17 protein-coding genes are annotated in these 12,189 nt (G+C 36.1%); 12 read left to right on the top strand and 5 right to left on the bottom strand.

What is annotated here, in order from left to right:
* Positions 1–171: 171 nt before the first annotated feature.
* Positions 172–309: a hypothetical protein gene (locus AC1UFB_RS02170; protein ID WP_153301150.1), complete on the bottom strand. Its 138-nt coding sequence runs from the start codon at positions 307–309 to the stop codon at positions 172–174.
* A gap of 408 nt (positions 310–717) precedes the next feature.
* Here AC1UFB_RS02170 and AC1UFB_RS02165 point away from each other — a divergent pair, with 408 nt between their 5' ends.
* Entirely contained in the window at positions 718–1,710 is a 993-nt protein-coding gene (locus AC1UFB_RS02165) for an extracellular catalytic domain type 1 short-chain-length polyhydroxyalkanoate depolymerase (protein WP_100347975.1), read from the top strand.
* Positions 1,711–1,876: 166 nt separating this feature from the next.
* Here AC1UFB_RS02165 and AC1UFB_RS02160 read toward each other — a convergent pair whose 3' ends face one another.
* Positions 1,877–1,981 carry a YjcZ family sporulation protein gene (locus AC1UFB_RS02160; protein WP_076512409.1) on the bottom strand — a complete coding sequence of 35 codons (105 nt, stop codon included), beginning with the start codon at positions 1,979–1,981 and terminating at the stop codon, positions 1,877–1,879.
* Positions 1,982–2,263: 282 nt separating this feature from the next.
* Between AC1UFB_RS02160 and AC1UFB_RS02155 the strand changes: the two genes are divergently transcribed.
* From AC1UFB_RS02155 to AC1UFB_RS02130, 6 genes are all read left to right on the top strand, one after another.
* Positions 2,264–2,680 (top strand): CBS domain-containing protein, encoded by a 417-nt coding sequence (locus AC1UFB_RS02155; RefSeq protein WP_025911347.1) that lies wholly within the window; start codon positions 2,264–2,266, stop codon positions 2,678–2,680.
* 155 nt (positions 2,681–2,835) lie between these two features.
* Positions 2,836–3,177: a hypothetical protein gene (locus AC1UFB_RS02150; protein WP_025911349.1), complete on the top strand. Its 342-nt coding sequence runs from the start codon at positions 2,836–2,838 to the stop codon at positions 3,175–3,177.
* Between the two features lie 148 nt (positions 3,178–3,325).
* Positions 3,326–3,640, top strand: a complete 315-nt coding sequence (locus tag AC1UFB_RS02145; protein WP_025911351.1) for a PadR family transcriptional regulator — start codon at positions 3,326–3,328, stop codon at positions 3,638–3,640.
* Entirely contained in the window at positions 3,637–4,821 is a 1,185-nt protein-coding gene (gene chrA / locus AC1UFB_RS02140; protein WP_163070884.1) for a chromate efflux transporter, read from the top strand. Before AC1UFB_RS02145 ends, chrA begins: the two co-directional genes overlap by 4 nt.
* Positions 4,822–4,899: 78 nt before the next feature.
* Positions 4,900–5,061: a hypothetical protein gene (locus tag AC1UFB_RS02135; RefSeq protein WP_157803618.1), complete on the top strand. Its 162-nt coding sequence runs from the start codon at positions 4,900–4,902 to the stop codon at positions 5,059–5,061.
* 90 nt (positions 5,062–5,151) lie between these two features.
* A complete protein-coding gene (locus tag AC1UFB_RS02130) occupies positions 5,152–6,102 on the top strand; it encodes a sporulation protein (RefSeq protein ID WP_482588422.1) in 951 nt (316 codons plus the stop codon).
* Positions 6,103–6,345: 243 nt separating this feature from the next.
* Here the strand turns inward: AC1UFB_RS02130 and AC1UFB_RS02125 are convergent, their stop codons facing one another.
* A complete protein-coding gene (locus AC1UFB_RS02125; RefSeq protein WP_100347971.1) occupies positions 6,346–7,698 on the bottom strand; it encodes a hemolysin family protein in 1,353 nt (450 codons plus the stop codon).
* A gap of 151 nt (positions 7,699–7,849) precedes the next feature.
* On the opposite strand from AC1UFB_RS02125, the gene AC1UFB_RS02120 reads away from it, so the two are divergent.
* On the top strand, positions 7,850–8,593 hold the full coding sequence (locus AC1UFB_RS02120; protein ID WP_061786372.1) for a YwqG family protein: 744 nt from the start codon (positions 7,850–7,852) through the stop codon (positions 8,591–8,593).
* Between the two features lie 36 nt (positions 8,594–8,629).
* Here AC1UFB_RS02120 and AC1UFB_RS02115 read toward each other — a convergent pair whose 3' ends face one another.
* Positions 8,630–9,262 carry a spore coat protein gene (locus AC1UFB_RS02115; protein WP_100347970.1) on the bottom strand — a complete coding sequence of 211 codons (633 nt, stop codon included), beginning with the start codon at positions 9,260–9,262 and terminating at the stop codon, positions 8,630–8,632.
* A 172-nt stretch (positions 9,263–9,434) separates the two neighbouring features.
* On the opposite strand from AC1UFB_RS02115, the gene AC1UFB_RS02110 reads away from it, so the two are divergent.
* The gene (locus tag AC1UFB_RS02110; RefSeq protein WP_025911234.1) at positions 9,435–9,986 is read left to right on the top strand and encodes a hypothetical protein; all 552 of its coding nucleotides are present in this window, start codon (positions 9,435–9,437) and stop codon (positions 9,984–9,986) included.
* Between the two features lie 18 nt (positions 9,987–10,004).
* Here AC1UFB_RS02110 and AC1UFB_RS02105 read toward each other — a convergent pair whose 3' ends face one another.
* The gene (locus AC1UFB_RS02105) at positions 10,005–10,451 is read right to left on the bottom strand and encodes a Dps family protein (RefSeq protein WP_061786371.1); all 447 of its coding nucleotides are present in this window, start codon (positions 10,449–10,451) and stop codon (positions 10,005–10,007) included.
* A gap of 172 nt (positions 10,452–10,623) precedes the next feature.
* On the opposite strand from AC1UFB_RS02105, the gene AC1UFB_RS02100 reads away from it, so the two are divergent.
* From AC1UFB_RS02100 to AC1UFB_RS02090, 3 genes are all read left to right on the top strand, one after another.
* On the top strand, positions 10,624–10,902 hold the full coding sequence (locus tag AC1UFB_RS02100) for a Fe-S cluster assembly protein HesB (RefSeq protein WP_025911238.1): 279 nt from the start codon (positions 10,624–10,626) through the stop codon (positions 10,900–10,902).
* 119 nt (positions 10,903–11,021) lie between these two features.
* Positions 11,022–11,198, top strand: coding sequence for a hypothetical protein (locus AC1UFB_RS02095; RefSeq protein ID WP_167556128.1), 177 nt, complete (start codon positions 11,022–11,024; stop codon positions 11,196–11,198).
* A gap of 588 nt (positions 11,199–11,786) precedes the next feature.
* On the top strand, positions 11,787–12,011 hold the full coding sequence (locus tag AC1UFB_RS02090) for a hypothetical protein (protein ID WP_061786370.1): 225 nt from the start codon (positions 11,787–11,789) through the stop codon (positions 12,009–12,011).
* Positions 12,012–12,189 lie beyond the last annotated feature (178 nt).

Genomic DNA, 12,189 nt, shown 5'->3' with positions numbered 1-12,189 from the left:
AACACTATCTCCACCTTTTTCGTTGTATATGCATAATGTTTCCAAATAAGGTCGTGAATATGTCTATAAATCATTAAAGAGCTTAGCGTTGTCCTCTAAGCTCAGTCTATATCAAAGATTTTCGTTGCTTAAAATAGTGTTCATTATATAAAGTGCTAGCGTGTGTAGGGATTAAATCCGTACATTAATTTTGACTGTATCATCAACAGAACCCGTATCGATAATAATAATTTCATCAACTAGTTGATGAATGCTTAACAAACAGCAGTCTAATGCAGGCTTATTAGCGACAGCACGGATTGTAACCAATGGTGTAGCAGTCCCATCCATGGTTGTAGGAGGTTTGGTTAGTTTACTAAACTATAAGGGATAAAGTATCGTCACTTTAGCAGCAGGCTCGACAATTTCACTACAGTTATTTGGTTTACTTGGTGCAGCCGTATTGACTACTGGAGCCGGTGTTACGTTAACCATTGTTTGTTTATCATAATAAAAATGATATTTGTCAAAAAACGTTCATAGAATAGAAGTATATGAACATTAATGTGTTCAAGACTAGCTAACGGGGTATAGAATAAGTACACTGACGACGTTCTTATTCGTTTAATTATAACTGGGCAAACGATTTGTTTGTCCTTTTATCATCTTCTAGTGATAATTTTCACATATAGGTGTAAACAGAAAAATGAAAACGTTGACAAAAAGAGGTGGAATGTTATGACAGGCTCACTACCTTTTGTTATTATGGCTTTGTTACTTCTCTCTTTAGATCACGATCAGGAATTCTCAACACAATCTGGTGGTACGTTTAAAACATATACTTATCAAGGAAAGAAATTTAAAGTTTATTTGCCTAAAAATTATTATTTCTTGAAAACGTATCCTCTTATGGTTATGCTGCACGGTTGTACACAGAGCGCAGGCGATTTCGCAAAAGGAACAAACATGAACACACTTGCAGATGAAAAAGGATTTATCGTTATCTATCCTCAGCAATCAAGTAATGCAAATTTAAAGAAGTGCTGGAACTGGTTTGAGCCTCTTCATCAACTGAGAGGTTTGGGAGAGCCTGCTATTATTGCTGGGATGGTTAAAAAAGTAAAGCGTATGCACTTTATTCAACACGACAAAGTGTTTATTGCAGGGCTATCTGCTGGCGGAGCAATGAGCATCGTTATGGGCGTTACGTATCCTGAATTATTTTCTGGAATCGGCGTGGCGGCTGGACTTGAGTATCAGGCAGCATTAAATGTATTTAATGCGTACGCAGCAATGGCGAATCAAGGTCCTCCACCTGTGAGACAAGGTAGAGTTGCACATCAGGTAATGGGTAAGCGAGCTAAGCCGATGCCGGTGATTGTGTTTCATGGAAATGCGGACTCTACGGTAAATGTTTTAAATGCAGATCAAGTCGTAGAACAGTGGATTACTACGAATAATTTAGCGTTTGATGGAAAGGTTGAAGGGTGGATTGACCATAAGCCTAAAGTGGTTAGAGAAGAAAAAAGGCAGTTTGGAAGAGATTTTACTTATGCTCAATATGCAAGCCCCAAAGGAGAAATTTCAATCGATCAATACACTGTAAATGGTATGGGACACGCGTGGTCTGGCGGAAACGCAGAAGGAAGCTATACGGATGAAAAAGGCCCTGATTCAAGTAGGATTATGTGGGAGTTTTTTATGAAAAACGGAAATGCTTTTCGTGTATAAACTAATAAATAAAAAGCTCAGTCCGGTTCATATACTGAGCTTTCTACTATGATATCAAGACATTTACTTATGATAAATAGCCTTGTATAGCAGGAATATTCAGGTGTGTAAAGAATATGTAATATAAAGGAAAGAAGAGCTGACGAGTCAGCTCTTCACTTATTCATTAGTATCCCCAGCCACCATAGCAACTGCAACCTACGATAACTAAAAGAATGAATAGTACGACTAAAAATGCAAAACCACCATTGTAACCGCCATAAGAACCCATTCGTAACGCCTCCTTCCTTATATTACACTTTTATTGTACGCAAGACGCTGGAAAAGGTGACGATAATAGGCGGGAATACTAAATGTGCGAACTTATGTAATTTCTCGATTAGAGTGAATAAAATGTGTAAAATAAGATTGATGATATGCTTGTTAGGGAATAGTAATGAAGAAAACGTGTAAACATGTATATACTAATTATAATTTGTTACTGTTCGAAATAAATAACAAGAAAAGTAAACAGATAAGAAGGACGTTTAGTGGGAAAAAAGGAGAGTAAAAAATGAATTTGGCATTTTTTTTGATTCCAAAACAAGAAGTAGTAACCCTTAATATTCAATCAACCTTAAGGCAGGCGCTTGAGAAGATGGAGCACCATCGCTATTCTACGGTACCTTTGGTAGATGATGAAGGTAAATACGTTGGTGTTTTAACTGAAGGGGACTTGCTTTGGAAGTTAAAAAGTCTAGGAGATTATCGCTTTCAAGATATGGAAAATATTAAGGTAACAGAGGTTGATCGTTATCAAGATTATCAACCAATTCCAATTTATGGAGAAATTGATGGGATTATTACAAAGGCAATCGAGCAAAATTTTGTACCTGTTGTTGATGATCAAGGAGTCTTTATCGGTATTATTCGTAGAAGAGAAATATTAGAGTTTTATTCAGATAATATAATTAAACGTATGATTAAGTGAAAAAAGCCTTTACATCCAAAACGATGTAAAGGCTTTTTTTTAGAAGAAATATAAAAAAAGGCGCAGTTACTTAATTGCAACAATGCACGTACTTATAGGATTGTACATAGTTTATTACTATAAATAAAATATTCTATGTTGAAAGGTGAATTTATATGACAGAAAAACATCGTAAAGAAGCAGAAAAAAAGTTTCATCAATCAAATCAATACTACTTTAAAGCAGAAGCTAAATGTAAGAAAAGAAGATGCAAACGCAAAGAAGAAGATTATGCCAAAGCGGAATGTCGTGTAGAAAAAGGGAACTGTAAAAAGAAGGAAGAGCGAGTAGAAAGAGAAAAAGGGCACTGCAAAAAGAAGGAAGAACGTGCAGAAAGACATCGCCTTCGTGATGAGCGTAGAGCGGAAAGACAGGATCGAAAAGAAAAAAAACAGCATGATGAAAAAAGTACGCATCATAAGAAAAAGGGAGATAACTGGAATCGCCTACTATATTAAGAGTGTAAAACCTTACCTACATCGGGTAAGGTTTTTTTATTTTAATAAAAAAATAAAGTTTACAAACACTTAACATTATGATTAACTTTATCATGTTATGATATCAATGTCCGATATCAAAATATGATATTAGATAAGGGGGATCCTTATGTTACGCGAATTCTTTCTGGGAAGTATTAAAATCCACATTTTGTACCATGCCAGCGTCGAGCCAATTTACGGGTCGTATATGATTGAAGAACTTCATTCACATGGTTACGATATTAGCCCTGGAACCATTTATCCTACGCTTCATCATTTGGAGAAAGATGGGCTTTTAATAAAAGAAGAGCGAATTGTAAAAGGGAAAATTCGCAAGTATTATACGATTACTGAAAAAGGGCAAGAGGTGCTTCAAGGTGCAAAAGAGCAAATTCGTGAATTAGCTAGAGAAGTATTAAAAGAAGGAGAGGATACAACATGAATCAATCAGTGTTTCGAAGGTGGATTGAAATTTTACTGATTTCAACTAAGCTTGGGTTAACCTCTTTTGGTGGTCCTATTGCGCATTTAGGATATTTCAGAGAAGAATATGTAAAAAAGAGAAAGTGGCTTGATGAAAAAAGCTATGCGGATTTGATTGCATTGTGTCAATTTTTACCGGGACCAGCTAGCAGTCAAGTGGGAATTTCGATTGGGATGCTGCGCGGTGGGATTTTTGGAGGCGTGTTGTCATGGATAGGTTTTACAATGCCTTCAGTTATTGTGCTTATCGTGTTTGCATATTTAGTGCAAGGATTTGACGCATCAAGTGCAGGCTGGATTAATGGTCTGAAAATTGTTGCTGTTGCAGTAGTTGCCCAAGCGGTTCTTGGCATGGGAAAAAACTTAGCGCCAGATCGACCCCGTATTACGATGGCTATACTCGCAGCGCTAATTACTTTGTTTTTTCCAAGCGCTATTGGACAAATTGGCACTATTATAGCTGCTGGCATAATAGGATATGTTCTATATAAAGAAATGAAAATGGATGATGTGCAGGACATGCCTATTACAATCAGCCGAAAAGTTGGCGTGCTGGCATGGATTGTATTTATCGCATTATTAGTAGGGTTACCACTTTTACGTACCGCAATTCCTACTGTTTGGATGAGCATAATTGATATTTACTATCGAGTTGGTTCGATTGTCTTTGGAGGAGGCCACGTTGTTCTTCCAATGCTAGAACGTGAAGTAGTACCAATTAACATGGTGACAGAGTCTGAATTTCTAGCCGGATACGGTGCAACTCAAGCAGTTCCAGGGCCTTTATTTACGTTTGCGAGCTACCTTGGAACAGTAACCGCTGGTTGGTCCGGTGCCTTAGTTGCAACTGTTGCAATGTTTCTACCGTCATTCTTGCTTGTTCTTGGAACCTTACCATTTTGGAATGTTCTTCGTAGAAAACCAAGCGTACGAGCAGCTTTAATGGGCGTAAATGCAGCTGTTGTAGGAATTTTGCTTGCAGCATTATATGATCCAGTTTTTACTAGTGCAATCAAAACAACACCAGACTTTGCATTAGTGCTTGTGGCATTTGGCTTATTAATGTACTGGAAAGTAGCTCCCTGGATTGTTGTACTTGCAACTGCTCTAGGTGGTTATCTACTATCGGTTTTTTTCTAATACCAATGACTATTCACTTCTAACTGGGTGAACGCATAGTATAGATAACTATACGTTATCACTGAAGAGGAAAAATCCGTGGAGTGGATTGAAGAGCTATTACGTGATAAAGAAATTGCGGCTCAGTTAATTAAAACAGTCGGTGTTAGCATTATTGTGATAGGCTATATTTGTTTATTTGTCGGCGAAGCGAGCGAGCTGAACATTTTACAAAAGATGAAAGAATTAAGGGTGCGATAAAAGTTCTCGGAGTGAGAACTTTTTTTTGAAACTTATATAAAAAGCGTTCGTATGTAGTAATACAAGTGTAAGTAATTTAAAAGGATTATCATGTTAAGGAAAATATTTGCAAAGATGGGTGTAGGCGCTGCAAAAGTCGACCTCACTTTGAACGAAAATACATATAAGCTAGGTGAGCATGTGGAAGGAAAAATCAAAGTCCAAGGTGGCAAAATTGAGCAGCACATTAATTTTATAAATGTAGAACTATGGCTGGAGGTGCGTGGACGTAACGGTCAGTTTCATACACATAAAGTAGCGAGCATCCCAATCGTTTCTTCTTTCCTTATTAGAGAAGGAGAAGAGAAAGAATGGGGTTTTAAATATGATTTACCAATGGATATTCCTATTTCAGCAAGCAATTGTAGCTATTTCTTTCAAACACATTTAGATATTGAAGGAGGAGCAGATGCCAAAGATCGAGATGACATCCGTATTAAAGCTCCTGAGGCACTTTATCAATTTGTAGAAGCACTTGAAAGTTTAGGTTTTAGAGAGAAACAGCATTCTGGCCAATTTAACGGTTATAAACAAGAGTTTGAGTTTTTCCCAACCTCTCAATTTCAACGCAGTATTCGAGAGCTAGAATTTGAGGTAGCTGTAGAAGATAAAGGTCTTCGTATTTTGCTTGAACTGGATTTACCAAGCTTTGGTCGAGAGCGTGAAATAAAGCGAGAAATCTCTTTTTCAACTGAAGAACTCAGTAATAATAAGAAGCTTCAGCAATCACTTTATCAAATTATTGAAGAAATGATTGACAATCCAGCTAGCTATGAACACTTTCAGCCTTCTCATTACCAAAGAGGCGAGTATAAAAGAGGTATGAGCGGTCTTGGAGGCGCTATGGGAGGGTTTGCAGCAGGTATGATAGGTGGTATGCTTTTAGGAGAAGTGATGGATGACATGTTTGAAGATGTGGCATTTGATGACATACAAGAAGACTTAGAAGGAGCCGATGATCTCTTTGATGGTGACTTTTTTAGCGGAGACGATGAGTGGTAATAAGAAACAAAGGAGACTGAGACATAAGTAGTTCAGCCTCTACTATACCTGAACGATTGAGAGTTCATAACTTTTAATCGTTCAGGTTTTTTGGTTGATTGTGAAAACTCCCGCAGCGCAGCGAGGAAGCTCAGGTTCCTCCCCGCGGAAAGCGAGTGGCCGTAGCGCAATGGAACGAACGTGTTGAGACAAACTAAAGAGATGAGAACAGCTAGTGTTCGTCTTTTAGAAGCCATCATTTTGTTATGTCTCAAACTCTTCTTTTTTTATTTTATCTTCATTACTACTTGAAGAATTTTCTTTTCGTTTCTTTACTTCCACGTATTTAATATGAAAGTCTTCAATGACTAACACTTTAAAATAAAAATCATTATATTGTACTATATCGTTTTTAACAACATCGAATCGTTCAGTTAGTACCCAACCGGCAATCGTATCTACTTCGTCGTCGCTAATATCTGTACCAAGCAAATCATTTACTTCGCTAATTAACATTTTGCCATCTAAAATATAATGATTTTCTTTAATTTTTTGTACATAGGGAATTTCGTCTGCATCAAACTCATCACGAATTTCACCAACAATTTCTTCAACGATGTCTTCAATTGTGACTAAACCAGCTGTACCGCCATACTCATCAAATAAAATCGCCATTTGGACACGATCTTTTTGCATTTTTACTAATAAATCATGAATCGGGATGGTTTCAATTACTTTTAAAATTGGCTTGACATAGGATTCTAAAGTGTTTGTACCATCCTTTTGGTTAAACACAATGTCATTATAAATTTCTTTGATATTTACAAGCCCAACTATTTTATCTTTGTCACCATCTTCAATAATTGGATAGCGAGTATATTTTTCCACATTGGCCACTTGTAGAAAAACTTCTACAATATCATCTTTTGATGCAGTTACAATCTCAGTGCGAGGTACCATCACTTCTTTTGCTAAGCGGTCATCAAAATCAAAAATCTTATTCATATACTTATATTCAGATTGGTTAATTTCTCCGCCTTTTAAGCTTTCAGAAAGTAAAATTCGAATTTCTTCTTCGCTATGAGCTACCTCATGCTCAAAAGCAGGCTGTAACCCAAACATACGAGTTAGGAGCTGAGCGGATCCGTTTAGTGTTTTAATAAATGGATACATAATTTTATAAAACCCAATAATTGGCTTAGAAAATAATAAAGTAATTCGTTCTGCCATTTGAATAGCGAACGTTTTCGGTGCTAGTTCACCTACCACAACATGTAAAAATGTAATAATGACAAATGCAATCGCAAATGACAGAATGCCTGCTAAACGTTCATTCATATTGATATCGTCAAAAAGAGGATGTAGGATGCGTTCAAGTGTTGGTTCACCAAGCCAACCAAGACCTAGAGCTGTAATGGTAATTCCAAGCTGACAAGCAGATAGATATTCGTCTAGATGCGTGATAACATGCTTAGCCGCTATCGCTTTTTTATTTCCTTCATCAACAAGCTGGTTAATGCGCGAGCTTCTCACTTTTACAATTGCGAACTCAGTTGCTACGAAAAAGGCAGTTAAGCCAATTAAAAGAGCAACGAGGAAAAGATTTAAAATCGTCAAACGTTTCACCACCTATTTAGTACGTGTATATAGTAAGTGTTATCTAAACGAAGGAAGAACATGTATTGAAACAATCCCCAGCGCTATTTAAAAAGAGAAAGAAGCGTTCTCATTAATGGGTTTGTGCTATACTAGCCTAGAGGTGAAAATAGTGAATATATTGGATAATTTAATTTTGAAACATGGACTTCAAACACTAAAGGAAGATATATATAGCTCTTTGTATACATGTGTTATGGTACACCCAACACGTGCTGACGAACTGGAAGTGGGTACATCAAAATTAGGAGGATACCCAGATTTACCGGAAGATTTTTACTGGCCTAAACAGGATGGAGAATATCTACAGTTTATTGGTCAAATCAATCTATCTCAGTTAGAAGGTGCGTGGAAGCAAGATTTACTTCTTCCTGACACGGGTTATCTGTACTTCTTTTATGATGGTGAAGCATATGGTGAAGCGGATCAACAAAATGGTTGGCGCGTACTTTTTTATGAAGGGACAGCAGATGATTTAACTGCAACAAAAGTAGACGTTTCAAGCATATACCTACAGTGTGGGGTAGAGTTTAGCTATGATATCCGACTTGGAGATACATATATAGAAGACGATCAGCTGTATGATCAATTTGATGCTCTTATGTTAGAAATCAATGGTAACATTCCATTTCACCAAATTGGGGGAACAGCGTGGGATATCCAAGGGGACGTTTTGGAAGAATGTCAAGAGTTCTCTGGTAAGAAAGGCGACTGGCAGTTATTATTTCAAATTGACTCTGATGATCAGCTTAATATGATGTGGGGCGACGTTGGAATCTTATATTATTGTATTGAAAGACAAGCTCTTGAAAAAAAACAATTCGAAAACACATGGTTAATCATGCAATGTTCATAAGAAAAACACCTGCTTTCACACAAAGCAGATGTTTTTTTAATGTAACGTTTTATTGTTTGGAAGCTCGGGAGGCTGTGTAGATTTTGCGAAACTTTGCGTCATTTGCTGTACATCTTGAGCGGCTAGCTGCGGTACTTGGTAATCATGACGCTTGTTTTGATAGTGAGCTACTTCATATGCCATTTCAATCCAATTAGGAACGCTATCAGCGAATAAGCGGCGTACAATAGGATTTGTAATTTCAAGTGAGGTCATGGTAACGAGTGAAGCATGACCTTTTAATAAGCCTAACATGTGCCCAGAAATTCCTTTATCGCTAATGTCATTAATGGATTGACTTGGTTTTTTAGGCTGACTTGCTTTTAATCCGTATACAAAATCGTTTGATTCTGCCATGTTATAGGTTTGCGTTGGACTAGAAGGGTCTTGGCCTGTTGAAAAAGATTCTACAATACGGTTGTAGTCTTCCAAAATAAAACTATATTGACGATCTAACATTTGCTTTAACTCTTCATCTTGAATGTATTGTCGAAACATCATGAACTGATCTAAAACATTGATCATGCCAGCTAGCGTTTCATGAACGTCAAATAGTTCATGTCCTCCGTGATTCATAACTTGAGGAACCTTACCAGTATGCATATTCATATGTGTTTGTTCGTTATTCATATCCATCCTCCTAGTGTAATAAATACGTTGTTTAGTGTAAAGAATCCAAGCATCTTTATACGTACAAAAATAAAAATATTGAAAGGTTTTAGATTTTATTGATGATATCAAAGGAATTTTACAACACATATCGAATATGAACTTTAACTTTAAGGATTGGAGATATAGCTTAATGAATGAGTTAATGGTATGGTCAGAGCAACTACAAGCAGAAGCAACAAGCTTATTGGAAGAATATCAGCTTTTACATTTATGCAAACAATATGGCAACCCTCTCATTGCAGGCAGCTTTGATTTAAATGTCATGGTACTTCGTCATCTCGATGTTTACATTGGAAGCGATAAGGTTATTGAAGATTTATTTTTTGCACTTGGTAAAGACTTAGCATTGAGAATGAAGCCTGTTAAAATGATCTTTATTGGTAATAAAGAAAAGGAAGAAGAAATGACTTGGGCTGTATACACAGACATCGAAGGACATGAATGGAAAATTAATGTGAATGTTGTGTCTGAAGCAACCATACAGCAGATGCTACAAAAACAGCAAAAGTTAAAAGCAAAAATGACAGAGAAGAAAAGAGAGCAGATTTTATTTTTTAAACAGCAAAATGGGTATAATCGCTATTATAAAAGTGCACATGTGTATGAAGCAGTTTTGGTTGAAGGTGTTCAAGATGATATGACTTTTTTTAAATGGCTACAACATAAAAAACGAGCCAAGTAAAGTAGGCTCGTCTTTTATTTATACTAATTCTTTTACTGGTAAAAACGCATTAAGCATCCAGATATGCTTTTCAAAACGACCAACTGTGCCGATGAATAAGTCAGCAGTAACGTGATCATTTGCTTCTTCAGCAATCTTAATCCCCATTTTGAGCTGTTGAACGAGAATTAGGTAATCATTAACAACAGATTCAATCATTTCGTGAGCAGTTTGTTCATTTCCCTCTTCACTTAAAGTAGCTAGGCTTAAAAAACCTTTTAACGTAGCTACAGGCTGTCCACCAATTGCTAGTAAACGCTCTGCATATTCATCGATATCCGCAGCCGTTTCTGTATATAGTTCTTCAAATTTCTCATGAAGAGTAAAGAACTGAGGTCCTTTTACATACCAATGAAAGCGGTGGAGCTTCGTGTAAAATACGTTTAAGTTAGCAATTTGCTGATTTAAGAATTGTTCTAAATTCATGTGTCATTCCTCCTGGTTTAACTGATATATATAGATTATAACATATATTATATTATAATCAATACTTATTTATAATTATTATAATTTAATAACGAACCTTTTTTCTTTAATGAGAAGAGTTAGGAGGTTATGTTAAGATAGCTAAGAGAATATAGTAAAGGGAAGAGATTGAATGATTATTACAAATGAAGCAAAAGCATTGATTGAAGAGATTTTATCAGAACAAGAAATTGAAGGTATTCGTCTTTACTTTAAAGGAATTAGCTGTGAAATTCCAAATATCGGATTGTCATTTGAAGAAGCCCAAGAAAATGATGAACTGCAGGTCATTAACGGTATATCAGTAGCAATCCAAGAGGCGATTCTACCTTATACAAAAGAACTTTTACTAGATGTTCATCTAACACCATACGGACCTGGGCTAGCTTTAGTAGGTGCCAAAGGTCAATAAGTAAAGGTTTTGAAAAAAGTCGATAAATAATTTGTTAGAATGTCTGACAAATCTGTTGGAATAATGGAAAAATATTGTTTTACTTAATTTAAGCGTTAATGAAAACGAGGGGGGATTACATGCTTCTTTCTCATCATGTAACGGTTGAACAACGTAAAAAAATTAAACATTTTAAACAGTTAATTCGAGACTCGCGTTCAGCCAAAGAACGTTTGATGTATCAGCAGCAGTTAAATCAATTTGTTGAGCGACTGTTTATCGAGAATCGTCTTCAGCGTCATGGAGAGCACAAGTGAGTAACAAGGCTGGGACATACGTATTTCAGTCAAGGATCTATCCGAACTGTCGGGAGTTAACTCCTTTTGATAGTTCGGATATTTTTTGTTGGTTTGAAAACAATTTAAAAAAGCGAGTGTTTGCAGCGCAATGAAATAAACTTGTTCTTACAACCTAACTATTTTAGAAACATCACCATTCGTCTTTGGGAAAGAATCATTTCGTTATGTGCTAGACTCTTTATTAGGTATTATTTCACTATCTTTTGAAAGCGTTTTCTGTTAAAGTTAAACTATAATTAGTTCCAATATAACATATGTAAAATGCGTTCTAAAAAGCAAGAAGGAGTTGGTTTGCATGAGTGAAAATGGAAACTTCTTACTGGGCTTACTATGGGGAACGTCTTTAAGTATTCCGCTTTGGCTTTCTGTCTTTGGATGGATAAAGTTATTATTAAAGATCAGTTTATAACACATAACGGACAAGCTAATAAGTTGCTAGATTACCGGCTAGATACAAACCAGTATCTAGTCTTTTTATTTTGATAAATATTTTTGGGGGTTAGAGAAATGCTATTACTAACTAGGATGAAGAAGGAGGGAAGGAAGATGAAGTTACTAATTGGTGTTTTACTTTTAAGCGGTATCATTACGGCGATTGAGCTTCCTTCTTTATTAAAAAAAGAGCAGAAAAAAGAACTCTATTTATTTTCTTTCTTTCTACTCTTTAGCATGACTCTAAATATTTTACATAGCATGCACTTTCCGCTCCCTAATCCGTTAGATTGGCTGAGTGCAATTTTTAAGCCTATTAACCACCTAATTGTAAACTAGAGATGAGGTGACGTGCTATTACAAAGGTCGATATGCATCAGGAAGCAGTAATCATTAGCCCCAAACAGTTTTTTATTATTTCAATATGTATTTGAAATCACTAGTGTTGCATTAATTTAAATTAACTATTAAAAAGACTCAAAATCTTCAATTTTATTATTTTAGGCAAACAAAAAGT

It is taken from the genome of Priestia sp. KCTC 13724 (assembly GCF_056820425.1).
Note: the sequence above shows the minus strand (reverse complement) of the source record. Positions and strands in the feature narration are given on the sequence as shown.

What these genes read in the sequence shown, in the direction of transcription:
- AC1UFB_RS02110 (WP_025911234.1), top strand. Translation starts at nt 9,435, where the DNA reads ATGAATGAGTTAATGGTATGGTCAGAGCAACTACAAGCAGAAGCAACA.
- AC1UFB_RS02115 (WP_100347970.1), bottom strand. Translation starts at nt 9,262, where the DNA reads ATGAATAACGAACAAACACATATGAATATGCATACTGGTAAGGTTCCT.
- AC1UFB_RS02145 (WP_025911351.1), top strand. Translation starts at nt 3,326, where the DNA reads ATGTTACGCGAATTCTTTCTGGGAAGTATTAAAATCCACATTTTGTAC.
- AC1UFB_RS02130 (WP_482588422.1), top strand. Translation starts at nt 5,152, where the DNA reads ATGTTAAGGAAAATATTTGCAAAGATGGGTGTAGGCGCTGCAAAAGTC.
- AC1UFB_RS02100 (WP_025911238.1), top strand. Translation starts at nt 10,624, where the DNA reads ATGATTATTACAAATGAAGCAAAAGCATTGATTGAAGAGATTTTATCA.
- AC1UFB_RS02155 (WP_025911347.1), top strand. Translation starts at nt 2,264, where the DNA reads ATGAATTTGGCATTTTTTTTGATTCCAAAACAAGAAGTAGTAACCCTT.
- AC1UFB_RS02150 (WP_025911349.1), top strand. Translation starts at nt 2,836, where the DNA reads ATGACAGAAAAACATCGTAAAGAAGCAGAAAAAAAGTTTCATCAATCA.
- chrA (WP_163070884.1), top strand. Translation starts at nt 3,637, where the DNA reads ATGAATCAATCAGTGTTTCGAAGGTGGATTGAAATTTTACTGATTTCA.
- AC1UFB_RS02105 (WP_061786371.1), bottom strand. Translation starts at nt 10,451, where the DNA reads ATGAATTTAGAACAATTCTTAAATCAGCAAATTGCTAACTTAAACGTA.
- AC1UFB_RS02090 (WP_061786370.1), top strand. Translation starts at nt 11,787, where the DNA reads ATGAAGTTACTAATTGGTGTTTTACTTTTAAGCGGTATCATTACGGCG.
- AC1UFB_RS02165 (WP_100347975.1), top strand. Translation starts at nt 718, where the DNA reads ATGACAGGCTCACTACCTTTTGTTATTATGGCTTTGTTACTTCTCTCT.
- AC1UFB_RS02095 (WP_167556128.1), top strand. Translation starts at nt 11,022, where the DNA reads ATGCTTCTTTCTCATCATGTAACGGTTGAACAACGTAAAAAAATTAAA.
- AC1UFB_RS02160 (WP_076512409.1), bottom strand. Translation starts at nt 1,981, where the DNA reads ATGGGTTCTTATGGCGGTTACAATGGTGGTTTTGCATTTTTAGTCGTA.